The sequence below is a fragment of the Paenibacillus sp. FSL H7-0756 genome (assembly GCF_038006765.1).
Classification (GTDB): Bacteria; Bacillota; Bacilli; order Paenibacillales; family Paenibacillaceae; genus Paenibacillus_AQ.
Window position 1 is genome coordinate 594,035 of sequence record NZ_JBBOVT010000003.1, and the last position, 25,662, is coordinate 619,696.

Consider the following 25,662-nt stretch of genomic DNA (forward strand, 5'->3'; position numbering starts at 1 on the left):
GGTATAGCTGATGAGCGAGATGTTGATGAGAGTTAATCCGCAGGTGGGGAACGCTTTTGAGAGCATGTGCAAGTCGATTGAGGACACGGGGACACTTGACCCCAAGGTGCGGGAATTGATCCGGCTGGCTTGCGTGGTTACAGACCGTTCTGCCTATGGCATCCGGCTGCATGCAATGAAGGCTTATGAGCTAGGGGCGAGCGCGGAGGAAGTGACGGAGACGGTGATGAATTGTCTGCCTGTGGCAGGTATTGAGGCGGTCTCTTCCGGTCTGGCTGCGGCCTTGTCGGCAGTGGAAGCTAAGCGGGGTGTTCATCATGTCGGTTAAGACCACGGCCTACGAACGCTTCTACAACGTCTATCCTCATAGAGATCCAATCTGTGTGTCTCACTATCCGAACCCTGTGACCGAGGTTGCCCCCGCTGATATTTATGGAACGATGGGCCTTGGCGGCCAGCCTCCGGCGGATAATGTGGGCGCAGTCTATGTGCATGTTCCCTTCTGCGCTTCGGTCTGCATCTTCTGTCCTTTCAATAAGATGGCCTATCAGGAAAAGCAGGTCGAGCAGTACATGGAGGCCGTCAAGGCCGAAATCGGCATCTACGCCTCTTCCCCGTATGGTTCGCAGTCCACGATCAGTGCGGTGACGTTCGGGGGCGGTACGCCTTCGGCTCTGTCGGCTGAACGGATGGTCGAGATGCTGAAGAGCGTCCAGGCGAGTTACCGGGTGACGCCGGATGCGCAGATCTCTTTTGAAGGCAGCCCGGCAACCTTGACACTGGAGAAAATGCAGGCTATCCGCGCCCAGGGGGCGAACCGGATCAGCATCGGCATCCAGACCTTCAACGATAAGATGGGGCATCATCTGCGGATGAGCCATGATTCCCGGCGGGCCTTCGAGGTGCTGGAGGAAGCGAAGGAAGCGGGCTTCGAGAATATCGGCATTGATCTGATGTACAACCTGCCTGAGCAGACGATGGAGGAATGGCTGGAGGATGTCCGCACAGCGGTGCGGCTCGGCATCGACCATATCACGGTATTTTCACTGTGTGTAGTACCTTTTACTGCCCTGTTCAAAATGATCAAGGAAGGCAAGATTCCGCCTACCGGCAGTGTCGAGCTGGAAGTGGATATGTATCTGGAAGCCAAGCGGCTGCTCCAGGAAGAAGGCTATGTCCAGTACAGCGTATGGGATTTCGCCAAGCCGGGCTTCGAGGACCGGCATGTTCTCTTGTACTATACCCAGCAGAAGGATCTGTTCGCACACGGTCCGGCGGCCTTCGGGTACGTCAACAAGCTGATGTATATCAACCAGGGGGATATCCAGGAGTACAGCGACCGGCTCCAGCAGCAGTTCCTGTCCGTCTTCATTGCCAGTCAGGCTGATGATTTGGAAGCGATGCACGGGATGATGGCCAAGGGTCTGCGGATGCTGTCGGTGAAGCGGAAGGATTTCGCCGGAATGTTCGGATATCAGCCGGAAGAGGTCTTCGGTCAGACGATCGATGATCTGGTAGCCAAAGGCCTGCTGGAAACGGATGAGCATGAGATCCGCCTGTCGGACAGAGGGATTGTCTGGGGCAACAACGTCTGCAAGGAATTCTTCTCGGAAGCGAACCAGCAGACCTTCGAGAGCCGTGTGAAGCTGGCACGCGGACAAAAGCCGGCTGAGGCTGCCGGAGAGGAGCTGAAGGGATGAAGCTGTCTGTCGGTACCAACTTCGATGACCGGTTGCCCATCTTGCTGAAGGATTCGCATGTGGATGTCTTCTACGGTAAGCTATCCTCTGATCTGGTGGGCGGCGGGAGACCGACCTTCGCGCTGCCAACGATTGACCGGGCGAGGGTGGAAGAGCATGTGAAGCTCCTTCATGCCTATGGCTTCAAATTCAATTATCTGCTGAATGCCACTTGTCTGGATAACCTGGAGACCACAAAGGACTTCCATTACCGCCTGCGCGAGCTGCTGGAATGGATCGGCACGCTGCAGCCGGAATATGTGACCGTATCCCTCCCGATGCTGATTGATATGGTGCGCACCGCGCTGCCCGATGTGAAGATCAGCCTGTCCACCTTCGCCAATGTGAATACGCTGCGGCAGGCACAGTATTTCGAGGAAAAGGGTGTCAGCGAGATTACTCTGCCCGAGAGCCGCAACCGCGACTTCGCCTTCCTGGAGAGCCTGCGCAAGAATACCCGCTGTGAGTATCAGCTCATTGCGACCAATGACTGTATGCTGGATTGCCCGATGCGCCACAATCATGCGAACTTCCAGAGCCATGCCTCGCAGTGCAATCATGTAACGGAGGGCTTCGCGCTGGATTATTATATGCTGCGCTGTACGGAGCGCAAGCTCCAGCATCCCGAGGAGCTGCTGAAGTCGCAGTGGATTCGCCCGGAGGATATGCATATCTATGAGGAGCTGGGCTATCACAAGTTCAAGCTGACCGAGCGGATGAAGACCACGGAGAAGATTGCGGCTACCGCGCAGTCCTATTCGCAGCGGAAGTATCAGGGGAACCTGCTGAGCCTGCTTAATTCGCGGATGGCAGAGGCTGACTTCGAAATGCCCAACTTCTCGAAGAATATCAAGGAGGAGTTCGCTCCGTCCGAGAAAATGAGACAGGTCTACCGCCTGCTGTTCAGCTTCCAGGCCAGCATCGACAACGAGAGCCTGGAAGGCTTCCTGGAGGGCTTCCGCTCGAAGCGCTGCGACCGGATGGATTGTGACAAATGCGGCTACTGTGCCGAATGGGCCAGCCGGACGGTGTCCATGGCGAAGCCCGGGGACGAGGCGCTGAAGGAATTCGAGCAGCTGTTCGCGGCGCTGGCTTCGGGAAGCTTCTTCGATTCGGCGGCCGGAGGAATGAAGGTGGCCTGGAGCGCGGAAGGCGAGAGTCTGTTCGACGCGGTCATCGGGCGCAAGCCGGAATTCATCCGTGATATGGCGAGACCTGAGATTCGCAAGAAAGCCGAGGAGCTGGCCGCAGCGCGCGGAAGCGCCCAGGTCGTAAGACATGATGTCGCCAAGGCGAACGTGCTGTGTACCCCGGCTGACTTCCGGATGTTCGCGCTCAGCGATCTGCGGTCGCTGGGCTTCGATACGGCTGAGCTGGACTTAGAGGAGGCGGCCGGATGAAGAAGATCATCGGGCTCGCCGGGTCCATGAAGAAGCGCCACAGCTCCAGTGAATACCTGCTCTCTGTTGCGCTTGAAGCCGCAGCGGAGCAGGGGGTGCAGACGGAGCTGCTGCGGCTGAATGATTACAACATTCTGCCCTGTGACGGCTGCGGCAATTGCATGAACGGCAAGCACTGCCACTTGCTGAAGGACCCGGAGGACCAGTTGACGGAGCTGTACGACAAGCTGAAGGAGGCGGACGGCTTCGTCTTCGCCTCTCCGGTCTATGCGCTCTCGCTTCCGGCCGTCTGGAAGAACTGGATCGACCGCTGCGAGCCGTGCAGCGACGAGGATCTGGACTTCGAGTACTACAATTATGACCGGGTAGCCGGGGTGAAGGGCAAGGCGTTCAAGGGTAAGGTCGCCGGACAGATTGTTGTCGCAGCGGGACCGGGGCATGAATGGGCGCTGGCCTCGCTGATGCCCTGCTTCACGGCGATCAAGCTGTCGATGATTGCCAGCGCAGGCATCAGCCTGATTGAATATGACGGGCAGCCTGGCATCCGCAAGCGCTCCTGGAGCAAGCCGATTGAAGAAGCGGAGGAGGCGAAGATGATGGCCCGGGCTGTCGGGATGCGGGTGGCCTCCTCCCTGGGCTTCTCTTACTTCGACCTTCCCGGGCAGTCGGGAGGGGGGCAGGTGAACGGTGATCCGGGGGAGAGCCACGGGCAGGGGCTGGCGAACCTGGAGCAGAGCGAAGCCTGGTCTGCCTTCCCTGTGCAGGACGTCCGGGATAAGGAGGTTACGCTCGGTGAACTCGCTTCGCTTCAGCCAAGGATCTTCGTCATCGGCGATCAGCAGGCCAGCCTCCGCTGCGGGCCGCTGCTGGAGCAGCTGAAGCGGCAGTTCGGCGGGACCGCAGACTGTGCGCTGATTGCGAGGGTGGGGCAGCTGCCCCACTTCATCACTCATGAATTCGTGAAGGAGAAGACAGGCCAGACTGTTCCCGGCTTCACGCTGTACTATGACTGGGAGGATAAGCTGGCCTCGCGCTGCACCCTGGCGCCCGGACAGCCGGCTATTCTGGTAGGCAGAAGCCCCGGGGAATGGCGGCTGTTTGCAGTAGATGAAGCGGACGGCCGGGATATAGACCGGGTCGTGGACTATCTGGAGGAAGCTGTCGTATGAGCGGACCGGCCGGAAAGTTCAAGGGAGGATATACACTACATGTTGAAGACTAAGGGGATACCTTTACATTGCAGTATTCAGGGTACCGGGGAAGCCGTTCTGTGCCTGCACGGCAACCGCGACTCTTCGCTCGTCTTCCGTGATTTGGCCATGGCGCTTGCGCCTCATTATCAAGTGCTGTGCGCGGACTTGCGTGCACACGGCCAGTCGGAATACGACGGTCCGGCCTTCACCCTGGAGGATATGGTCGATGATATTCTCAGGCTGCTGGATGAGCAGGGGCTGAAGCAGGTCTCGATCATCGGGCATTCCCTGGGCAGTACGCTTGCGCTACTGCTCTCCGCTCGTGAGCCGGACCGGGTGAAGAAGCTGGTATTGATGGGGGCTGCGGCCACCTTCGCGGTTCCGTTCAAGCGGCCGGAGCACGGGGAAGAGATCACGCCGGATACTGTGCGGCAGACGAATGCGGCGGCGGTTCCGTATTTTTTCACCGAGGGCCATGAAGCAGTTCAGCAGCAGATTCTGGAGGGCTGGTCCCGGCTGCCTGCTGCGACCCACCGTCTGATGATTCAGATTAAGCATCCCGATCTCCGCCCGGTCCTGCAGGGCATCCGGCAGAGATCGCTGATTATTACCGGGGAAGCGGACCGGATTACGCCGCTGCACAAGGCGCTCGAGCTGAACCGGTATTTGCCGGACTCCCGGATGCATACGGTTCCAGGCGCCGGACATTTTATGTTTCTTGAGGCGGGCGGGGATGTAGCTGCTGCCACGCTCACTTTTCTTAAGGGGGAGTGAGCATGGGCAGAGTGCTGCTGATCTCGGCGAATACGGAGAAGCGGCCGCCTGTATTCCCGCTGGGTCTTAGCTATATTCACGCCAGTCTTGTCGCTTCCGGCTGGGAGGCAGGCATGCTGGACATGACCCAGCTGGATTATACCCGGGAGGCCGTTACGAATTACCTTAACGCTTATGCGCCCGATTACATCGGCTTGTCGATCCGTAACCTGGATAATTGCTGCATGCAGTATCCCCGGAGCTTCGTGGATCAGGTCTGCTTGATGGTGGATTGGGTCCGGGAATGGAATAGCAGGGCCAGTATCATTCTGGGAGGGGCGGGCTTCTCGCTCCTGCCCAGGCAGTGGCTGCAGGAGACGGGAGCTGATTACGGCATTGTCGGTGACGGCTGTGACAGTATCGTGGAGCTGCTGGGCCAGCTGGAAGCGGGGCAGGTGCCGTCCGCAGTAAGCGGGCTCATGTTCAGAACAGGGGCCGGGGAATGGAATTACTGGTCACCGTATGCGCCTGAGCAGCTGGATCAGGAGTACTTCCCCAGCCGCAGCGGATTTCTGCACAGCTATGATGTGGAGCGGAGGGTCCGTCATAATGTATTGACTAAAAGGGGCTGTGCGCTAAGCTGCACCTATTGTGCTTACCCGTCACTGGAGGGCCGGGCCGTCCGCCTGCGGTCGCCTAAGAGGATTGCCGATGAGATTGAGCAGATGGTGGTGCAGTATGATATCGGTTCTTTTGATTTCGTGGACAGTGTGTTCAACTATCCGCTGGAGCATGCCGAAGAAATCTGCCGGGAGCTGATCGGGCGGACACTTCCGTTATCCTGGGGCTGCTTCCTGAATCCGAGGTTCTTCACGGCAGCGTTCGCCGGTCTGCTTAAGCAGGCCGGGTGTACGGAGGTGGAGTTTGGCATTGATTCAGGCAGCGATATCTGCCTCAGGTCGTTCAAGAAAAACTTCCGGCAGGCCGAGATCCGGACGGTGGTCCAGCTCTGCCGCGATCAGGAGCTGGACTTCAGCTTCTGCCTGCTGATCGGGGGGCCGGAGGAGACGCCGGAGACCTTGCACGAGACGCTGGATCTGATGGAGGAGCTTGCGGTGCAGCGCATCTTCGGCTTGTTCGGCATCCGTATTCTGCCGTCCACCGATATGTACAGCTATGTAGGTTCGCCGGAGCCGGATGAGTTGCTTCATCCGAAGTTCTTCATGTCCCCGCAGCTGAGTCTGGAGCAGGCGAACAGCATCTGTGCGCCGTACCGGGAGCGTAACCCGGACTGGATGTTCATTTGAATGAGGAAGACAGGGTGGAGTGAAGCATGAGAATACTGGTGGTGTCTACGAATACACTGCTGAAGCCGCTGCCGGTCCTTCCCGTCGGAGCGGGAATGGTCTACTCGGCTCTGACCGCTGCCGGATTCAGGACACGCTTTCTGGATCTGGCCTTTGTGGCTGAGCCGCTGGAGGCACTCCGCGAGGAGCTGCGGGTCACTGGAGCGGATCTGATCTGCCTCTCGGTGCGCAATATCGATAATCAGGTGATCCAGCAGCCGGAGAGCTATCTCTCTTTCTTACAGCAAGTCATGCAGGTATGCCGTACTTGCAGTTCAGCCAAGGTACTGCTTGGCGGGGCTGCAATGCTGGTGATGCCGGGCGAGCTGGTGAAGGAGCTGGGGGCGGATTACGGCATCAAGGGGAGCGGGGGCGAAGCGGAAGCGGTGCGGCTGGCCCGTGAGATCGAGCGGGGGCAGGCCCCGGAGACAGGTACGGTTCGTCATGCAGATCCCGCCTATCACCCGGTGTACAGCCGTATTCCCCCGAAGTCGCTGTTCGCTCCGCAGTATTTTATCCCCAATCCCCGCATCAAAAAAGCTTCGATGGGCTATCAGGCCTCCAGAGGCTGCAGCCGGCACTGCATCTATTGCTCGGAGGGCTACATGAATCCCGGTGCCTGCCGGATTCCTGCGGAGCAGTTCAGCGAGGATATGAAGATTCTGGAGAACGGCTATCAGGTGCATAATATCACTTTTGTAGACGGGGTGTTCAATCATGAGGTGGAGGAGACGGTGGAGTTCTGCCGGCTGATCGGCCGCACAAGCCCCGCGCTGGAATGGAGCTGCGCGCTTACCCCGGCCCATATTACCGGGGACTTGATCCGCTCGCTGAAGGAGAACGGCTGCCGCTTCGTGGATATCGGAGCCGACTCGGGTTCGCGGCAGATGCTCCGGCGGATGGGCAAGCAATTCACCCCGGAGCAGCTGGTTGAACTGGGACGCCTGCTGGAGCACTATCAGCTTCCCTATTCGGTATCGTTGCTGTTCGGCGGGCCGGGAGAGAATGCGGATACGGTGCAGGAGACAGTACAGGTAATCAATCAGATGAACCCTGTGTATATTCTGGCCAGCCAAGGCATCCGTGTCTACCCTCACACCGCACTCTACCATATCGCTCTACAGGAGCAGGTGATCCGGGCTGAGGATAACTTGCTGTTTCCGGCCTACTATCAGTCCAAGGATTATAGTGCTGACCTGCTCACCGATGCTCTGTCCGCATCACGCCATATCTATAAGGATATGCTTATGAATTCAATTGGAGGAAGGACTTGATAGAATGAACAAGCCTGTGTACCCGTTCCGGGAGATCGGGATAGGGCATTATCCCATGGGGAACACTCCGGTGTCTCCGGAGGACAGCAAGCGCCTGCCGTCCCTGATGAACCTGAATCAAGCTGCGGCAAGCTCCAAGCTGGCCTATGTACATATTCCGTTCTGCGATTCCATCTGCCCGTTCTGCCCGTACCCCAAGGCGTTCAACGAGCAGGGAGCCCGCCAGGAATATCTGACTGCGCTGTTCCGCGAGCTGGAGATGTATGGAGAGACGCCGCAGATCCGCAATTGCTCAGTGGAGGCGCTCTATATCGGCGGCGGAACGCCGAGCGTGCTGGACGAGGAAGAGATCACCGCTCTATTCGAGCAGCTCCAGGCCACGCTTCCCCTGCACAGCGTTGAAGAAATCACGTTCGAAGGCAATCCCGCCTCGTTCACCGCTGCCAAGCTGAAGCTGCTTCAGGCGCTTGGGGTGAACCGGATCAGTCTCGGGGTGCAGACCTTCAACGATGAGCTGGGCAGACGCCTTGGGCTGCTTCAGACCGGTGAGGATTCCCTGCGCAGTATTCAGGATTCCAGAGCAGCCGGGATCACCAATGTCAGCCTGGACCTGATGTACAATCTGCCGGGTCAGACGATGGAGGAATGGCTTGCGGATCTGGCGAAGATAGTGGAGCTGGACATCGGCCATGTCACACTATTTCCGCTGAAGATCATTCCCGGCTTCGGTCTGGCTAAGCGCATTGCCAGCGGTGAGCTTCCGGCCTGCGGCGGACTTGAGCTGGAGCAGCAGATGTATGTGGAGGCTTGCCGTTATCTGGAGTCGCAGGGCTATGCGGTGGAATCCACGTATGATTTCGTACGCCCGGGAGGCCATCATGTGTATAGCCGCAAGCATTTCGACGATTACCTGGACCTGCTCTCTGTGGGGCTGGGGGCGTTCGGCGATGTGGGCGGCTATGCCTACCAGAATGTGAAATTACTCCCTGAATATGTGAAAAAGATTACATCCGGAGACCTCCCAATTGCTTTAGGCTACGAAGTGAAGGCAGAGGATCTGCCCAACCAGTTCCTGGCCATGGGCCTGCGCCGTACAGCAATTGACCGCCAGCAGTTCCGCCGCAAATTCGGTGTTTTCCCGGAGGAGCATTTCCCGGAGCTGTTCGACAAGTTCGTGAAGGAAGGGCTGGTGGAGATCCGCGAGGACACGATTGCGCTGACGCGTTTCCACGGGCTGTTCTGGGGCAACAATGTATGTAAGGAGTTCTGTGAGGAGCAGATCAAGATGGCTTTTCCAAAATAATGGAGGGGTACTGGAATGAACAGTAAAATGAGCAAAAACGTCTTCTACGGCGATCTTCAGGAGGCCGGGAAGTATGCGGAGCTGGAGCAGCGCCTGATGGGCGAGTCGAACCTGCCGGGGCCGCGGGCCAATCTGGGGGCGGCTTCCGCCTTCGCGGACGCCTTCGCGTCCGACAGGGTGACGGACGAAGCGTGGGAGCTGGTGGTGGCATGGAGCGTCAAGCCGGAGACGGAAGCGCCGACCGACGATGCCCGCGAGTTCCTGCCGTTCTGCGCGCTCCAGGCAATGGGGAGCTATTACCGCTATGCCGAGCCTGCCCGCCGGGAGATCATTCTGGAGCGTTGCCGGGCGGCGATGAATGACGCCCGCTGGCGGATGCGCGAGGCGGCAGCGATGGCGCTGCAGCGCATCGGGGAGCAGGACTTCAGCGCGCTCCGCGCACTGTTCGACGGAATGAAAAGCACGGCTAACGCGCTGGAGCAGCGGGCCTTCGTCGCCGCCCTGGCCCACCCGCCGATGCTGAAGGAGCAGGCCAATGTCCTGTATGCGCTGGAGCTGTCCGAGGAGATTCTTGACCAGATTGCCGCCAGACAGACCCGCTACGGTGCGGAAGAGTTCCGCGTCCTGTCCAAAGGTCTGGAGTACGCGCTTAGCGTCTTCGTCGAGCGTGCGCCCGAAGCGGGCTTCAAGATGCTCGCCAAGTTCGCGGTAACCGATGACAAGCGGATGCAGAAGATCGTAAAGTCCAACCTCGGTAAAGCCCGCCTTGCCAAGAAATTCAGCCAGGATGTGGAGCGCATTCAGGTGTTGATGAATGCTTGATGGGGGTGATTGAGGACCTTCGAGTGTGATTAAAGGGACGGGCACGGCTGCTTGGCGGTGTGCTTGGAGGAGAGTCAGAATGCTCGCTATTGCGCCTGTGGTTTGTCTAGCAAGACTACCAGCTTTCGCACTTGGAAGCCCGCGAACCCGTCTAGTCACCCAATTCTGCCCCTCCATGCTCCTTCGCGGACCTGAGGGCCGTTATTTTTAAACAAACCTTGTTTTTTGCTGTTTGGCGGACTGTGGTGCGCTTATTGTCTCTCTGCGAGGCGTTTTCAGGTGGAATATCCATCAATAAGCGCCCTGTAGTCCGCGAATGCTGGGAAAGTTGGATTTTTCGCGAAATAAGGGCCTCTGAGTCCGCTTGGGAGAATGGGAGAGAACGACACGCTGAGGTCCTAGTCAAATAAAAGTAACAGAGATAGCCGGCCTGCATACTGAAGTATGCGGTCCGGCTTATTTGTACTGTCTACGATGAATAAATCTGATCCGGGAAAAAATTTCAACCCACTCCTATTCCTGATACATCTTTCCTGTATATCTTGTCAGATTCAACTGATCTACATCGTAGTCTGAATCAACTGTTACTGGGCCGTATCATGCAGAGAGGGAAATGGAAACGAATTCCGATGCTCGGTGCATTCTGTGATAAGATGGATTTGACATGAATTCACAACGCTTGTCTTAATGGGGGTCCGCAATATGAATCTTTGGCCGATGAAATTCATTTCAGTTCTAACTTGTTTTGCATTGACGGTATGCGGATGTGCTGGCTTGAAAAGCAAGGAAACGGAGCATTTTACAGCAAGTGATTTCATTATTCCCTTGAACGTTAGCGAAGTGTTGAAGCGTCCAGAGACTGGGGTTATTGAATATTTTCAAAACCGTCGTGAGGATTTTGATCTTCTAGGCAGTTATCTGTTAGAGAATGAAAAAGTGTTCCAGACCCGGCCTGTCATACTTCAACAAGATTATTCCATCGAGAACATCCAAGACCCTGAAATTCAACAAATCGCTCAAACATTGTTTAAAGAAGGTATTGTAAAAAGGATATCCTCCTTAAATGATGACCCTAGTAAAAGTATTGACTTTTTGTGTGATGCCGAAGACAACTTGTATCAACAAGGCATAACCTACCTCAGCCTGCCAGAGATGGCCAAAGGCGATCCTTCGAAATTCAGCTATGTGCATAACTATAAGAATCTGGGCGGCGGCTGGTACTATTATGTCTTCCATTATGACAAACTTAAAAATGAAGATGAATTTCGGAATTTGGCTTGGGCCCAAATCTCAGAAAAGGAAAGAAGCACTTTAACCACGCCAAAAGAGAAAGCCAAAGTGATCCTAGAGTCTGCAAAAAACGTTGGCTATTGGATTGAGGATAGAAAGTCAGATGTTGTTGTATCCGTTCAATTTGATACGGAAATGAACGGCCCACTGGGACCGATTACAATGTTTTTTGATCCAATGACCAAAGATTTGATCGGGGGCAATCCGCGTTTCTAATTATAAAAAGTTCGCGTAAACAGGGGAGGCACTTTTTATGGGATTTAAATCAACCATTTTGGTGGAGATATTCAGGAGCAGCCTTGATGATTGCCAATAAGACCGATTACACTGAAGATGATGTGAAAAAAATGAGGGAATGATTAGCATGGTAAACGGGAAAATCTTAGGAATCGCATATAATGTAATTCCGGTTAAAGATATAAAAAAATCTGCAGAGTGGTTTGTCCATCACTTTGGATTCAACGTTAGAAACGATAGAGGGAACTATTTAAGCTTATTTCGGGATAACCGTCCAATCATAGATCTAATTGAGTCTGATAATGACACAAGAGCAGTTTTTGAGGTGAATGGGCGGACACGGTGGATTATAACATTTTTCACAGATGATATTGTCTCATTACACATGAGGCTGACATCTGAGGGGGTTACGGCTAGACCCATTAGCGATGAAGGTATTTACGGCAAGTTTTTTGTTTTTGAGGATCTGGATGGGAACCTATTTGATGTATGGGAGCATAAGGATTGCGAGTTGAATTTTTGATCTCTGAAAAGTTAGTTCCAATATAGCGGCCCCCGGTTTAATTTTTTCGCTATTCAATCCCCTTCCCCAACTCGATGAACCCGCAGCAGGTTAGTGGTTCCGGTACAGCCTACAGGGACACCGGCAGTGATAAGCACCAAGTCGCCATTGTATACGTATCCGGCAGACCTCGCCAGTTCAACAGCGGCTTCTACGGCTGCATCGGTGCTGGAAGCAGACTCGTCGCGGAGCAGCGGAATTACACCCCAGGTCAAGGAAAGGGCATGCAACACGCTCTCCTTAGTGGATACGGCGATGACTGGTGCAGCGGGCTTGTGCTTGGCGATCATTCGGGCGGTAAAGCCGCTTTCGGTCAGGGCGAGAATAGCCTTGGCGGATAGCGCGAGGGCAGTGCGGACAACAGATTCGCCGATGGCACCTGTTACGTTGACGGCAGCCTCATTACCCAAGCAGTTACAACAGCCATAGCTCCCCAGGACGGACTCAGCGCGTGCGGCGATGCGGGCCATGGTCTCGACGGACTCCAGCGGGTACTTACCTGCGGCAGACTCACCAGACAGCATGACGGAATCGGTGCCATCAAAGATAGCGTTGGCAACGTCACTTGCTTCTGCACGGGTCGGACGCGGGTTCATCTGCATGGACTCCAGCATGTGAGTGGCGGTGATAACCGGTTTACCGGCCAGATTACACTTCTTAATCATGTCTTTTTGAACCAGCGGGACCTCCTCCACCGGCAAGTCCACGCCCAGATCGCCGCGGGCGACCATTAGTCCGTCGGCTACGCTGAGGATGGCGTCCAGGTTCTCCAGACCCTCGTCATTTTCAATTTTGGCGATGATCTGGATATGGTCGGCCTGGTGTTTACTTAGAATATGTTTAATCTCGAGAATATCTGCAGCTTTGCGGACGAAGGATTGAGCGATGATGTCGATATTCTGCTCAACGCCGAACTTGATGTGCAGGATGTCCTTCTCAGTTACGCCTGGAAGACTGGTTTTGATGCCGGGAACGTTAACACCCTTGCGCGGCTTCAGCTTGCCGCCGTTCTTGATGAGGCAGGTGATCTCGGTGCCTTCGGACTTTACGACTTCCAAACGGATTAGACCGTCATCAATCAGGATACTGCTGCCGGGCTTCACATCTTGGGGCAACTGCGTATAGGTAACATGGATGCGATCCTTCGTTCCGAGTACTTCCTCTGTGGTCAGAACCACTGCTTCTCCTGGTACCAATTCCACGTAGTCCGAGGCTATTTTGCCGATACGAATCTCCGGACCTTTGATATCAAGCAGGACGGCCACATATTGGTTTAGTTCCTTGGCTGCTTCCCGGATGTGGCGAATGCGTTCTGCGTGCTCCTCCAGCTCACCGTGAGCTAGGTTCAGGCGGGCGACATTCATACCGGCTTGGATCAGCTTACGTAGCATTTCGGGGCTTTCGCTGGAGGGACCGATGGTACAGACGATTTTAGTTTTACTCATGAAATTCTCTCCTTCATCGATGAATTATTTATCCTTGTGAAAATTTTCCCTTATCCTTACAATAAAGCATAATGATTCATCAGAAAAATATATATAATTTCGTTCTTCATCAATTTTGATGTAGGAGGCAGGTTATCTTATGAATCTTCATGCCCTTAAAATATTTCACACCATCTCTGAAAAAGGCGGTGTCACCCGCGCTGCGGAGGAACTCCGGATCAGTCAGCCTGCGGTTACGGCCCAGGTACGCAATCTGGAGAAGGAATTAGGCATACAGCTATTAGCCCCCAAGGGGCGTGGTATCTTAGTGACCGATGCGGGTCAGATGCTGGCCAGCCATGCCAAACGATTGTTTGCATTGGAGCGTGAGCTGGATGAGGCAGTCCGTGAATACAAGGCCGGGTTCAGTGGAATCCTGCGGATTGTCGCTACTTATCTGCCCGCTAATCTGCTGCTGCCGGAATGGCTGGCACTCTACAAGCAAGAGCATCCTTCTGTAGAGGTGGTTTTGAATACTGCGAATTCTCGGGAGGCGGTGGAGGGGCTGCTACAGTATGATGCCGAAGTAGCTGTATACGGAGGCGGCTGGGAGGAGCAACCGGGCATTGAATGGGAGCAGCTTCTGGAGGATGAGCTCTGGTTCATCGTCCCGAAAAACCACCCATACGGCGGAAAGGAGATTACTTTAGCGGAAATGATGAAGGTTCCCTTTATTTTGCGTGAAGAAGGCAGTTCAACCCGGGAGCGTCTCTTCTCGTTATGCCGGGCTTTGAACGTGAGTCCTCCCAAGGTAGGTCTGCAATTTAATGGGGTGAACGAGATGGTTCGGGCCGTCATCGCGGGCTACGGAGCCATCTTCATCTCCTCCCTGGCGGTAAGGGACAATCTGGAGCGCGGTGAAGTGGAACGTGTGATGGTTAACGGCACTTCGCTGTTAAATCCGATTGCCGTCTGTACCCGGAAGCATGAGCTATTGTCTCCGGCGGCAGCAGCATTTCTCTCACTGGTCCGGGAGCGGTCGAAAGGGTGGGCAAGGAATTAACTTTTCGATGGGGATCAGCTTAGAATTTGTTCAAGCTATCAAATAACATAGATCAACAATGAAGGAGCTAACCATGCTAGATTATACAAATACCACAACAGAATTATCTTTAAGCGGCATTGACACTGTAGTCATATCCGTTGGGGCTACAGAGCAATTTGGGCCTTATTTGCCAATGCATATAGACAGTTTGATTGCTGAGCTTTACGCCAATGAATATGGTAAAGCACTAAATGCATACGTTTTGCCCGTTTTACCCTTCAATACCTCGGAAGAACATGCAGCGTTCAAAGGAACAGTGACTGTTAGTCCTAATATTTTGACTGCTATGCTTGAAGATATAATATTGGGCTTGAGAAGACAAGGTTTCAAGAAATATCTCCTATGTTCAGGGCATGGTGGAGCATATTGGTATAACGCATTTATTAAACATATGAATTATAAATATCAAGATATCATTGTTATTTACCCCGGTTATAACGGTTCGTGGGATAATGCAGTGAAGGCAGCTGGATTAGATGGACGTAATGAAATACATGGTGGCTTAACTGGTGTTTGTACGGCGATGTGGTTATGTCCTGAGCTAGTAAAGTTAGAAGCTATGGGCTCTGAAATACCGGAAGAAAACAATAGATATTCCGATTATATTGGCTGGGACAAACTTACAGAGGATGGTAACTGGGGAGTTTTTATCAAAGGACAATACAGTGAAGAAGAGCTTGCTGCAAAAGGAAAGATCTTATGGATGACGCTGATTAAAGATCAATGTGATGGATTAAAAGAATATCTCGAAGAAGCCTATCTTAGGAAAATCGGGGAGAAGTACAACTAATGAATACCGTAAACATCGTCTACATTGAAACAGAACGGCATTATCGCTATCACTTCAAGTAGCCTTAAATAATGGATAGTAAACCACCCAAAGGAGGAGACGTTCCTTAGCGTCACACACCCATCATGCGAGTCAACCGATTACTCTCCATGCTGCTGATCATCTCCGGTCAAGGTACGGTAACAGGCAAGGAGCTTGCCGAGCATTTCGAGGTATCCTTGCGGACGATCTACCGGGATATTGAGAAAATAAGCGAAGCCGGCATACCGGTGGCATCGACCAGCGGCAAGGGCGGAGGATACTATATTATGGACAGCTATAATGTGAGCAACCTCTTTCTTAATGGGGACGAAGCTCATACGTTTGTAGCTGTAATGAAGAATTTACACGGCTTGTTTGGCCGGAACGAAGCTTTTAATGACATCCTGCTAAAAGTCGAACATACCTATAAGCGGGAATCCAATCAGGATAAACTGACTCTGGATTTGTCCCATTTCAGCATGGAGCAGGAGATTAAGGAGTACCTCGGGATCATAAGTGAGGCCATCACGGAGAATAGGCTACTGGTGTTCGACTACATCAACAGGGATATGGAATACCTGGAGCGGACGGTAGAGCCGGGCTGGATTGACTTTCGTCACGGCCATTGGTATGTGATCGGCTTCTGCCGGGTCAGAAACGACTACCGGAGATTCAAGCTTGTGCGGATCAGGCAGTTAGAGCTGGGGATGTCTTTTGCCAAAAGAGATGTGCCGGATGCGCAGATTGCCGAGGTCATTGAACACAATTATTCGCAGGCGGGCATACAGGTTGTGTTGAGATTCACTTCGCGAATTGGTGCGCAGCTTACCGAGTATTTTGAGAAAGAGAAGATTAGCCGGGGGGAAGATGGCTCCTATCTTGTTACGGATACTTTCCCGTATGAGGAGGGTCTGCTGAAATTCATTCTAAGCTTCGGCAAGGAGTGCGAACTGCTGGAGCCTCGTGAATTACGGGCGGAGCTGCAGCAATATATGCACAATATGCTTCTATCCTACAATGACTGACGCCCTGGTGTCAGTCATTGTGTTTTATAGTAGGGATATCGGCTGGAGAAATACATAACGCCGCTATAACGAGGTTAGGAGTGAACCGATTAGATGAAAGCCTGCATTTTGGACGAAAATATCAATGAATGGGGTACGAAGGACACACGGACAGAACTGATACACAAGCTGCGCAGATTGGAGGCAGAACAGTATATCCTGCGAGAGGGAGAAAGCTTTCAAGACTTCACCGATCTGATGCTGAGGCATATGGGTGACCCGGAGCCTGAGCTTCGTGAGCATATTTACTCTACCTTTTACATATGGCTGAAGCGCGATAATAAGTTCACAGATGAGGAGATGCGGCAGCTATTAACTGTCCTGATGGACGACCAGCATTTGTTCTACCGGATTGGAAACGAGGGCGACCATAGCGTACTCACAAGGGCATTTGCGGTTCTGCCTATCGCTCTTATTATGCAGCGGGACAGGATTCATCCGTTCTTGACGCTAAAAGACTTCCAACATCTAAAGCAGTCTTTGCTACGCTACTACCAGGAGGAGAAGGACCTGCGTGGTTATCTGCCAGCCGAAGGCTGGGCTCATGCCGCAGCTCACGGGGCAGACGCCCTGGAGGAACTGATCCGCTATAAGGAAAGTGACATTGCGGTGCAGCACGAGGTGTTGCAGGCGATTACCGGGATGCTGCATAACGGTGTCCGGATTTTTGACGAAGAGGAAGACGAACGCATGGCTAGTGTTGTGGATACGATGATTAGCGAAACGCTGCTTCCGCAGCAGGAAATCGCCGACTGGATTCATAGCTTGTCGCAGTGCATGGAATGGCCGGATACACGCGCACAGAGAGTCGCCAGAGTGAACGGGAAAAATATCGTGCGCAGCCTGTATTTCAGAACGATTGCCCGGAATGACGGGAATTATCTTACTCTCACCAGTGCCATGCTGACGGCTGAAGCTAAATTAAACTCTTTTAACGAGGCAAATCCAACATATGGAGGTAACGAAGCATGAGTACTCACTATTATTTCAGTTGGTTTAATGATGTTTTGCCAGAGAAGCTGGTTGAGTGGCTGCAGGAGGATCTACAAGACAGACAATCGCTTGTTATGATTAGCGCTCAACCCTCTGATTTTGATGGTGAGCAGATTAACTTTGAGGATATAACAGAATGGACATGGCTCCATCAGGCTAATCTTAGGTTTGAAGAGTATCATTACATCGATTACCGCATGCAGAAGGAAGAGGCCCGGCAATGGATCCAGAACGCGTCGGTTATTTTTTTATGCGGGGGAGATCCTGTTCAGCAGCACGATTTTTTGGCGGAATATGAATTGACGAAGGTGATTAGAAATAGCAATGCCGTGATCTTGGGGGCCAGCGCCGGTTCCTTGAACATGTCTGCCAAATGGGTAACCTCGCATAACGCCGCTCATACCGTTGAAATAGATACAATTCAGGAGGGGTTGGGCTTCGATCCGTTTGCCTATGAATCACACTCGCAACGCGACTATGCCTCGTTCGTCCAAGGCTACCTGTTCCCCTTATCGGAGGAGATGGATGTATATGCGGCAGAGCAGGAGAGTGCGATTCGTGTAAAAGACGGCAAACACGAAATAATGGGTCCGGTATATTATATATCCCGCTCGAAGATTCAGAAAATAAGCGTATGAGTACCGAATAGTATCCGATTGAAGCATTTCTAGACTAATTGTTGCTCCTTACCTCATTGGGTAGTATAATTTTCCAAATATGAGGAGTGAGGGGACTAAAAAATGACTGAACAATCAGTAGACAGTAGAATAGCAACATTAGGAATCGTTCTTCCCCATGCAAGTGAACCAGCAGCTAAGTATGCAAACTTCGTAAAAGTAAACGGGTTATTGTATGTTTCAGGTAAGGGCCCTGCTGGTACGCCTAAAGGGAAGTTAGGTCAAGAGTATACAACGGCAGAAGGTTATCAGTTTGCACGGCAGGCTGGGATTGAAATTTTGGCTGTACTAAAAGCAGCTTTAGATACTCTGGATAAAGTGAAACGAGTGGTTAAAATTCAGGGTTTTGTTAATGCCGACGCTAATTTTGAAGAACATCATAAAGTGTTAAATGGCTGTTCTGATCTTATGCTGGATGTTTTCGGCGAAAAGGGTGTCCATGCACGATCAGTCTTTGGAGCTGTTTCGGTTAGAGACAATCTTCCAATCATCATTGATTCAATATTTGAGGTTGAAGAATAAAGGAGAACCCAGGAGGAACCATTGGAATGGACTTTCGGTTAAGACTTGATGGTGCGTTAGACGAAATTTATGAACCGCTGTGGCAGTTACGGATTCAGCTCACCGATGGAGAAAAAGCGCTGCTCCGAAGCAAAAAGGTGCGGCGGCTTCACTACATTCGGCATGGCGGAGCTTCTTTCATCAATACCCATCATACCTACAGCCGCTTACAGCATACGTTAGGTGTATTTGCGCTTACAGCGCATTTTGAGCCGGATAATCATACATTGCGGGCAGCAGCATTACTGCATGATATCGGGCATGCGCCTTTCAGTCATACACTAGAATCCCTCCCAGGCGTGGATCATCATGAATGGACGCGGGAGGCCGTGTTCTCTAAGGAAATCGTTGATATACTATCCCGTGCAAATATTCGTACAACAGAGGTTATGGACTATATAGATGGATCAAAACGCAGCGTGTTGAGGAACAAGGACGGGGTTCTTCATGCAGATCACCTGGACTCCTTGCTCAGAAGTGCATTTGTCGGCGGTTATCAGACCATATCTACTGGTGAACTTTTAGAAGTGATGAGCTATACAAATGAAAATCTCCAGTTCACACTGGAAGCTGGTGAGCGTGTCACCGGGCTCATATGGGAAGAAGCTCGTTTACAAACTTCACCTGCTAACATCGGCGTAAACGCGATCATGAGGAGGCTGGCTAGCCGCTTAATACATAAGGATGCATTCGAAGCAGCGAAGTTGCCGATCATGATGGATACGCATATCGAGCAGTTGCTTTATAGTGATCCAGACACACGGGAAGAGTATGAGAAGTTGCTCATGGAATCATGGCGAATTCGTGTATCGCGGGAAAAGCCTATTTTTCCAGTGGAAACGGCAGTGTTGAGTAAGCTCTATCTCGCAATGCCGCTCATCCAAGGTGTTGTAATCACTGATATTTCGCAAGACTGCCTCGCTACGATCAACCAACTTAAAGAGCTGCTAGGCACATACTACGTTTGGTGGGAACGTTAATGTATTAGAATCGGTTACACCCGTTTTCGAACTGTGCATCAAACCTTTCTCAAATAATCACACTCTGGGCTTCTGTGCATATAATTGATGATGTGATTATTTGTATTTCTGGAGGTTTAGCCATGCATAGGATGTATCCTTATCCGTATTGGTTTAGAGCACAATTCGTCCCCGTTTGGGCCACTACAACACAAGAAGCACTTGAATTAATGAGGAATGCCGTACAAGGCGAACGAAATGATGAACTTTTTTATGATCAACTCATCAAACTGGCTCCGAACCAAGAACAAGTTGATGTGATTACCTCTATCCGGAATGATGAAAGAGGACATAATCAAATGTTTCGGCAAATGTATAGGGAATTAACAGGACATGAAGTAACAGGAGTTAGCAACGAAGCTCCGGATAATGTTAATTCTTATATTGCCGGATTGCAACAAGCCTTCCAAGGCGAATTATCTGCTGTTGAGAAATATCGAAAGATATGGTTCGGTCTTCCGTACGGCATTTACAAGGATACTCTGTATGGCATTATTCTGGATGAGCAAAAACATGCGGCTAAATATAACAATCTCCTGATACAAAACCTAGCTGCAAATCAGTCCTGAATCAGTCCTGAATCTGTCCTGATCCCTCCCACGCATAGGCCTCTTCTCTCACAAGGAGCGGGGGGGCCTCTTCGTTATTTTAATAGTGAAACTTACAATTGAGAAGTGAACGCTGTGGATGCTAGAGTAATGCCGATTGGTAAAACATTTTCTTTTGGCTCCCCGGTTATATATACATTTTGTAAAAAGTGCGGAGAAGTAGCCTCCATTAGAATTAAAAATCCGGATAAATTTTGACTATAAGAGTACTCTCACAATCTTGAGGAAAAAATTGAAGTAATATTATTTATATCAAGATTTAAAGGGAGGTAATTTATGTTGAGCGTGCAGTATAGAAAATTAGCGATTGAAGATTGTGTGCTATTAAATGATATTAATCCATCACAATACATAAATAATGCATGGAGAGAAGTTGATGGAAAACGCCAGTTAGTCAAAATCAATTATCAAGATTCTGATTGGGCTAATGGTTATGAACACCACTTCAATAGTCTAAAAGCAACTATTTCAAGTAACGGTGAAGCGGTTGGTGCTTTTGATGAAAATAACAAATTAATAGGGTTCGCAGCATTAAATCGTGAGTTCTTTGGTGAAAATTATAAATACGTTCTATTAGACCAGTTATTTATTTCATTAGAGCATAGGAATAAAGGAATTGGTAAAAAGCTATTCTTAATAATCGCAGAAAGAGCTAAAGCGTGGAAAGCAGATAAAATATATATTTGTGCCGGTTCTGCCGAGGAGACGGTTGCATTTTATTTTGCAATTGGCTGTAAAGAGACGGTAGAGATAAATAAGAAACTATACGAAAACGATCCAAACGATTATCAATTAGAGTTTCTGCTTTAGTGGGATAGTAGTCTATTCAACTAACGAGAAACGTTGTTTCATTCTACACAGCGGCAGTTTATGACTCTGTTTTTTAGTTCAGAGCTGCCGCGACAAGCTGAATTTTCTCACCGTTTTATCCCGCTCTTACCGAACAGTATACGTCAAAAGTTTATCCTTACTCTGGATAGGTTACTTTCAGGAAAATGAGGTGTCTATATTGGGCTCTAGGATAATGCACTACTGTATTACTGTGCAACTTGCAGAGAAGTTGAAAATCAACTCAGAGGTTTTACATCTCGGTGGACTTGCTCCAGATGCTGTTGGTTCTAACGATCAATCAAAAGACAAATCACATTTTAGAACACCTAAGGAAAATGGAAAGAAACGCATCAACTTAGGCTTGTTTTTAGAGAAATATGGCGATCGGATGCAAGATCCATTCTATCTTGGATATTTCAGTCATTTGGTCGCAGATTATTTTTGGTACGACTGTATAATGGTAAAATACTTTAAACCGCTTAGCACGGAGGATCGTCGGAAAGCAGGGGAAATCGGTTATTTGGATTTTTGGATATTAAATGCAAAGCTAATTCACCACTTTAAATTAACGAAATGCAAGCTGGCGATTGAACACAATGAAATGGACTTAATTGATATGCATGCTTTATCTGGTGTTATCGATCAATTTGAAGCTGATTTTATAGCTGATCCTATTGCGGAACATTCACCGCTGGGACTATATACTTTTGAAGATATTCTCTCTTATATCGATCGTTCAGTTAAGGAAACAGTTAGTAGATTGTCGGAGGTGCAATTTGAAAATAAAGATTGTCAGGAAAGATAGGCAAATTATTATTAATGATTACTTTCATCTCGGTGGAGCCCCCGAACCAAATAACTTCTGTAAAGCATGCAACAATGTCCTTTTCTATTATGATAGATATGATGCAACCTTTTGTGCGTATTGTAATGTATGGATTACTCCGAATTGCGGAAAAGGTGATTGTTATTATTGTAACACCAGACCTAATACTCCCCTTGATATTATAAGTTAGATTGATCATTCAGCTATCAGAGAATAATAATTCATTTCAATTCTGCCATCTTAAAAAGGGTGGCTTTTCTTGATTTTTATTAATCAATAACGTAGTTTAACAGAGCTTTCGCTTAAATACAGATCACCTACCAAGGCTACCTCACAATTGATTCATTCTTCACAGTATGCGTCTACTGTTCACTGGCCTCATCTCGTGCAGAGTACATAAATGAAATTTCCCATTCCTGCTATTGAAGAACGACAAGTCGAAAAGATTTATCGCCATGGATTGCACCTTTGTTCATTGATGAGAATGAGAGTGGACGGGGTTTGAGTTAATTCACGGAACGTATTGTATAGTATTACATTTGTATATTATAATGAACAAGAAGGAGGTGCTATTTATTGAATGCTATACACATCAGGATAGGAAACAACCTGCAGCGTATTAGAAAGAATAGGCAGTTAAGCTTAGATAAGCTCGCTGATTTAACGAAGGTTAGCAAAGGTATGCTTCATCAAATTGAGCGGGGAGAAACGCAGCCCACAGTGACCACCGTATGGAAAATTGCTACGGGACTCAATATTTCGTTCTCATCTCTGCTTAAAGAGGATGACGCAGTAGTATCCATTGCTACGCGAAAAGAAATTCCAGATTTAACAGAAGACAATGGAAAATGTAGAGTGTACTTACTGTTTCCGTTTGATCCGCAGACACGTATTGAAACGTTTACGATTATTCTCAGCCCTACTTGTAACTATGTTTCATTCCCGCACAATGATGGGGTTCAAGAGTATATCACGGTTACCTCCGGAGTGTTCAGTCTACAGATTAAGGACGAAATATACGAATTACAAGAAGGCCAGGCTATAAAATTCACAGGCAATGTTGAACACCGTTATATCAATAAAGCGGACGAAGATGTGACGATACAAGTGATTATGCATTATATGGATTCTTAATTGCATGTAATGATTAAGGAGGAATACACGTTGACAAGTCAACTTAAAGATAGTGCCCAGCAGGTTCAAAACAAACTATTGGAGCTGGGGTATGCAAATCAAGTTGTAGAACTGCCTGACAGTACACGAACTGCACAGGAAGCTGCCGATGCGATAGGCTGCGAGGTTGCACATATAGCGAAGTCCATTATCTTTCGGCTCAAAAATGAAGATAAACCCTTATTGGTTATAGCAAGCGGAGTCAACCGGATTAACGAAAAACAAATTACCAGCCATCTGAATGACAAATTGGGAAAAGCTGACGCTGATTTTGTACGTGAACACACAGGATTTGTGATTGGAGGCGTACCGCCTTTAGGACATAAAGAGTCAATACTCACTTTTATTGATGAAGACTTGTTACAATACAGAGAGATATGGGCTGCTGCCGGACATCCAAGAGCAGTGTTTCAATTAACACCCGAAGAATTAATTCAAATGACAAACGGACGAGTCATCTGTGTAAAATAAATTGATGTTTACCTTTCTGTTAGCTCGCTAATGGGGATGTTAGTTCTGTGTGGCGAGTACGCCCCCCAAGTTAGGGCAGTGGTAGTTTGGTTTTATTCAACTTTCACCTGGTTTTTAAAAAAGTCTATTTGTATAATTATTCCATACGCAGCCAGTCAAGAGGAGGAATTAATATGCACATTCAGACAGAGCGGCTCAGCATTACCCCTTTTACCCAAGAAAATTACATAAAAGTATCAGAAACCTATTCTGTTAGAAATCATATCATTAACTATTTGGATAAGCTTAAAGGGGACCCTGAATTGTTAGGCTGGGGTGCATGGTTTGTGACCTTAACGGATAATCATCAAATTATCGGTGACATTGGCTTCAAGGGAAAGCCCGATCATCAAGGAACTGTAGAAGTGGGATTTGGCCTTATTCCTGAGATGCATAATATGGGTATAGCCACTGAGTCGGTAGGAGCTATTATAGAATGGGCCTTATCATCTAAAAAAGTCCAAAAAATTGTGGCCGAGTGCCTTATCGATAATATTCCGTCTATCAGAGTTCTGGAGAAATTGAATTTTACACGAACCGGAGTAGAGAACGGAATGATTAATTGGAGTCTGATATTCAAACCATAATGCTCATGATATAATCCCAAAAAAGGGGGGATTGCGTTGAGCGGGTTCATAATCGTTGTTCTTATTTTTATTATATTATTTGGAGTATTCAGGAAAAAAAGGTGAGTCCGCTTGACCTTCAAGCTGTATTTGTGGGAGATACCCGCTGTGCGGTGATTGGCGATGTGGGTTCAACCGATATGCTTGCAGTCTTTGGATAAATACCGTCACCTGTGGTATGAGCAGGCAGCGCCAGATTACATTGCTAAGGACCTTCTGGATGCGGCAAAATGCATGGTAGATACAATAAAGCGGACCACGCCTGAGTAGGCAGTGTTGTCCGCTTTGCTTTTTTACAGCTGTATGTTGGAGCGGAGCAATTCTGAATGTCTAGCTACGCTAGATTATTGCACATTTTCTGGGTTGAACTCCTTTAGGCGGATCAAAGGCTTTTTCCTCTGAGTTCCTTTTTTCGTTGTGGTATGTCCTTGTTCGTCCGTTCTTCTCTCAATAAATTGTCCGGTCAGATAGTTAACGTCGTCCTCGTCCGATTGCTCTATGGTAGTGGCTCCTGTAAAGTAGCTACCGCTAGTGGAACCGATCAAAAACCAATCCTTATCTTGATACCGGAATCTATATTTGTTATACCATCTCCAGTTGCTGCCCCCATAATCGCTAACCAGGACAGATCCTCTATTAATAGTAATGCTATCAAAAGGATCTCCCCAGATGCCGCCCTCATCCGCCTGCAAAATGACATTTTCAGCGATGATGGATAGCGTGTACGTATTGTTTTTGCTGCCAAAAGCGATTAGAAGGGATCGCGGAGACACCTCTCCCTTGACTGAATTCTTCTCTATGACCATTGCAAGATCGGAGATACCGTCTTTATTTAGATCACCTTTGGCAATGGCCTTCTCTCCCAGGAAAGGCTCCAAAATGTGCCAACCTGTCGGAAGTAGTGCATTGATGTTATCTGCTTTGGCCGCTGGTTTTGGGGTATGGGGTGGCGCTGCTTTTGCTTCTGCAGTTTGTATTTGAGAAGGATCATTACACCCCAATATGTAGCTTAAAAGGGCAACAATACCTACGGACCTTACTATTAGTTTTTTCATCGAGTCAGTTTCCCTTCTTCTTCATGTGTTTTAGCTTAGTGCGTGTACCTTCACTAGTATATCGAATGGATTGATGAACATGTAATACCTTGGACACAACAAAAAAACTACAATATTGAGAGATTTATAGTTATGCAGAATTACTTGCGATGAATTAAAATGGAAAAAGAGAGCCGGTGCGAATGCCAAGCTCCCATGAAATTCCCGGGAGCTTCGCACCTCAGAATTTGTCGAATCCCTGAAAGATTGAGGGTGCAAGTTGAATGTCAATGTGTGATTCATGCTCTTTTGATATAATATTAAGGGAAAAGAAGTGAAACGATAGGGGAAAGGCATCGGTTATGCTCTTTTCCGCTGTCGCACTCTACATGAGTGCGTGGATTGAAATTTTGGTAACTGCCATTGGAAAAATGACCAAGGAGTCGCACTCCGTAGGGAGTGTGGCCTGAAGTAAATACCG

26 protein-coding genes are annotated in these 25,662 nt (G+C 49.7%); 24 read left to right on the forward strand and 2 right to left on the reverse strand.

Annotated features, from left to right (window positions below; translation table 11 throughout):
• Nucleotides 1-10 precede the first annotated feature (10 nt).
• From NST04_RS28410 to NST04_RS28460, 11 genes are all read left to right on the forward strand, one after another.
• Nucleotides 11-328 carry a carboxymuconolactone decarboxylase family protein gene (locus NST04_RS28410; RefSeq protein WP_341187250.1) on the forward strand — a complete coding sequence of 106 codons (318 nt, stop codon included), beginning with the start codon at nt 11-13 and terminating at the stop codon, nt 326-328.
• Complete coding sequence (gene hemW, locus NST04_RS28415; RefSeq protein WP_143804436.1) at nt 318-1,700, forward strand: radical SAM family heme chaperone HemW; 1,383 nt, start codon at nt 318-320, stop codon at nt 1,698-1,700. The genes NST04_RS28410 and hemW (NST04_RS28415) overlap by 11 nt, the downstream gene beginning before the upstream one ends.
• Complete coding sequence (locus tag NST04_RS28420; protein ID WP_341187251.1) at nt 1,697-3,139, forward strand: U32 family peptidase; 1,443 nt, start codon at nt 1,697-1,699, stop codon at nt 3,137-3,139. The genes hemW (NST04_RS28415) and NST04_RS28420 overlap by 4 nt, the downstream gene beginning before the upstream one ends.
• Complete coding sequence (locus NST04_RS28425; protein ID WP_341187252.1) at nt 3,136-4,308, forward strand: flavodoxin family protein; 1,173 nt, start codon at nt 3,136-3,138, stop codon at nt 4,306-4,308. The genes NST04_RS28420 and NST04_RS28425 overlap by 4 nt, the downstream gene beginning before the upstream one ends.
• Nucleotides 4,309-4,347: 39 nt before the next feature.
• The gene (locus NST04_RS28430) at nt 4,348-5,106 is read left to right on the forward strand and encodes an alpha/beta fold hydrolase (RefSeq protein WP_341187253.1); all 759 of its coding nucleotides are present in this window, start codon (nt 4,348-4,350) and stop codon (nt 5,104-5,106) included.
• Between the two features lie 2 nt (nt 5,107-5,108).
• Nucleotides 5,109-6,392 carry a B12-binding domain-containing radical SAM protein gene (locus tag NST04_RS28435; RefSeq protein ID WP_341187254.1) on the forward strand — a complete coding sequence of 428 codons (1,284 nt, stop codon included), beginning with the start codon at nt 5,109-5,111 and terminating at the stop codon, nt 6,390-6,392.
• A gap of 26 nt (nt 6,393-6,418) precedes the next feature.
• Entirely contained in the window at nt 6,419-7,705 is a 1,287-nt protein-coding gene (locus NST04_RS28440) for a B12-binding domain-containing radical SAM protein (RefSeq protein ID WP_341187255.1), read from the forward strand.
• Between the two features lie 4 nt (nt 7,706-7,709).
• Nucleotides 7,710-9,008 carry a radical SAM family heme chaperone HemW gene (gene hemW, locus NST04_RS28445; protein ID WP_341187256.1) on the forward strand — a complete coding sequence of 433 codons (1,299 nt, stop codon included), beginning with the start codon at nt 7,710-7,712 and terminating at the stop codon, nt 9,006-9,008.
• A gap of 204 nt (nt 9,009-9,212) precedes the next feature.
• Nucleotides 9,213-9,830, forward strand: coding sequence for a hypothetical protein (locus NST04_RS28450; protein ID WP_341187257.1), 618 nt, complete (start codon nt 9,213-9,215; stop codon nt 9,828-9,830).
• A 702-nt stretch (nt 9,831-10,532) separates the two neighbouring features.
• Nucleotides 10,533-11,336 carry a hypothetical protein gene (locus NST04_RS28455; RefSeq protein ID WP_341187258.1) on the forward strand — a complete coding sequence of 268 codons (804 nt, stop codon included), beginning with the start codon at nt 10,533-10,535 and terminating at the stop codon, nt 11,334-11,336.
• 139 nt (nt 11,337-11,475) lie between these two features.
• Nucleotides 11,476-11,880: a VOC family protein gene (locus NST04_RS28460; protein ID WP_341187259.1), complete on the forward strand. Its 405-nt coding sequence runs from the start codon at nt 11,476-11,478 to the stop codon at nt 11,878-11,880.
• A gap of 53 nt (nt 11,881-11,933) precedes the next feature.
• Here the strand turns inward: NST04_RS28460 and pyk are convergent, their stop codons facing one another.
• Nucleotides 11,934-13,364, reverse strand: a complete 1,431-nt coding sequence (gene pyk / locus NST04_RS28465; protein WP_341187260.1) for a pyruvate kinase — start codon at nt 13,362-13,364, stop codon at nt 11,934-11,936.
• Nucleotides 13,365-13,503: 139 nt separating this feature from the next.
• Between pyk and NST04_RS28470 the strand changes: the two genes are divergently transcribed.
• The 13 genes from NST04_RS28470 to NST04_RS28530 all read left to right on the forward strand — a co-directional run bounded on the left by NST04_RS28470 (nt 13,504) and on the right by NST04_RS28530 (nt 24,108).
• The gene (locus NST04_RS28470) at nt 13,504-14,406 is read left to right on the forward strand and encodes a LysR family transcriptional regulator (protein ID WP_341187261.1); all 903 of its coding nucleotides are present in this window, start codon (nt 13,504-13,506) and stop codon (nt 14,404-14,406) included.
• A gap of 58 nt (nt 14,407-14,464) precedes the next feature.
• On the forward strand, nt 14,465-15,238 hold the full coding sequence (locus tag NST04_RS28475) for a creatininase family protein (protein ID WP_341187262.1): 774 nt from the start codon (nt 14,465-14,467) through the stop codon (nt 15,236-15,238).
• A 125-nt stretch (nt 15,239-15,363) separates the two neighbouring features.
• Nucleotides 15,364-16,284, forward strand: a complete 921-nt coding sequence (locus tag NST04_RS28480) for a helix-turn-helix transcriptional regulator (RefSeq protein WP_341187263.1) — start codon at nt 15,364-15,366, stop codon at nt 16,282-16,284.
• Nucleotides 16,285-16,377: 93 nt separating this feature from the next.
• Complete coding sequence (locus tag NST04_RS28485) at nt 16,378-17,295, forward strand: DUF2785 domain-containing protein (RefSeq protein WP_341187264.1); 918 nt, start codon at nt 16,378-16,380, stop codon at nt 17,293-17,295.
• Complete coding sequence (locus NST04_RS28490; protein ID WP_341187265.1) at nt 17,292-17,954, forward strand: Type 1 glutamine amidotransferase-like domain-containing protein; 663 nt, start codon at nt 17,292-17,294, stop codon at nt 17,952-17,954. Before NST04_RS28485 ends, NST04_RS28490 begins: the two co-directional genes overlap by 4 nt.
• A gap of 102 nt (nt 17,955-18,056) precedes the next feature.
• On the forward strand, nt 18,057-18,515 hold the full coding sequence (locus NST04_RS28495; protein WP_341187266.1) for a RidA family protein: 459 nt from the start codon (nt 18,057-18,059) through the stop codon (nt 18,513-18,515).
• A gap of 26 nt (nt 18,516-18,541) precedes the next feature.
• Entirely contained in the window at nt 18,542-19,534 is a 993-nt protein-coding gene (locus NST04_RS28500; protein ID WP_341187267.1) for an HD domain-containing protein, read from the forward strand.
• A 122-nt stretch (nt 19,535-19,656) separates the two neighbouring features.
• Nucleotides 19,657-20,142 (forward strand): ferritin-like domain-containing protein, encoded by a 486-nt coding sequence (locus NST04_RS28505; RefSeq protein ID WP_341187268.1) that lies wholly within the window; start codon nt 19,657-19,659, stop codon nt 20,140-20,142.
• A gap of 315 nt (nt 20,143-20,457) precedes the next feature.
• Nucleotides 20,458-20,991: a GNAT family N-acetyltransferase gene (locus NST04_RS28510; protein ID WP_341187269.1), complete on the forward strand. Its 534-nt coding sequence runs from the start codon at nt 20,458-20,460 to the stop codon at nt 20,989-20,991.
• A 232-nt stretch (nt 20,992-21,223) separates the two neighbouring features.
• The gene (locus NST04_RS28515; RefSeq protein ID WP_341187270.1) at nt 21,224-21,817 is read left to right on the forward strand and encodes a zinc dependent phospholipase C family protein; all 594 of its coding nucleotides are present in this window, start codon (nt 21,224-21,226) and stop codon (nt 21,815-21,817) included.
• 597 nt (nt 21,818-22,414) lie between these two features.
• Nucleotides 22,415-22,972, forward strand: a complete 558-nt coding sequence (locus NST04_RS28520; protein ID WP_341187271.1) for a helix-turn-helix domain-containing protein — start codon at nt 22,415-22,417, stop codon at nt 22,970-22,972.
• A 30-nt stretch (nt 22,973-23,002) separates the two neighbouring features.
• On the forward strand, nt 23,003-23,482 hold the full coding sequence (locus tag NST04_RS28525; protein ID WP_341187272.1) for a YbaK/EbsC family protein: 480 nt from the start codon (nt 23,003-23,005) through the stop codon (nt 23,480-23,482).
• 173 nt (nt 23,483-23,655) lie between these two features.
• Nucleotides 23,656-24,108, forward strand: a complete 453-nt coding sequence (locus NST04_RS28530) for a GNAT family N-acetyltransferase (protein WP_341187273.1) — start codon at nt 23,656-23,658, stop codon at nt 24,106-24,108.
• Between the two features lie 383 nt (nt 24,109-24,491).
• Here the strand turns inward: NST04_RS28530 and NST04_RS28535 are convergent, their stop codons facing one another.
• Entirely contained in the window at nt 24,492-25,202 is a 711-nt protein-coding gene (locus NST04_RS28535; RefSeq protein ID WP_341187274.1) for a hypothetical protein, read from the reverse strand.
• Nucleotides 25,203-25,662 lie beyond the last annotated feature (460 nt).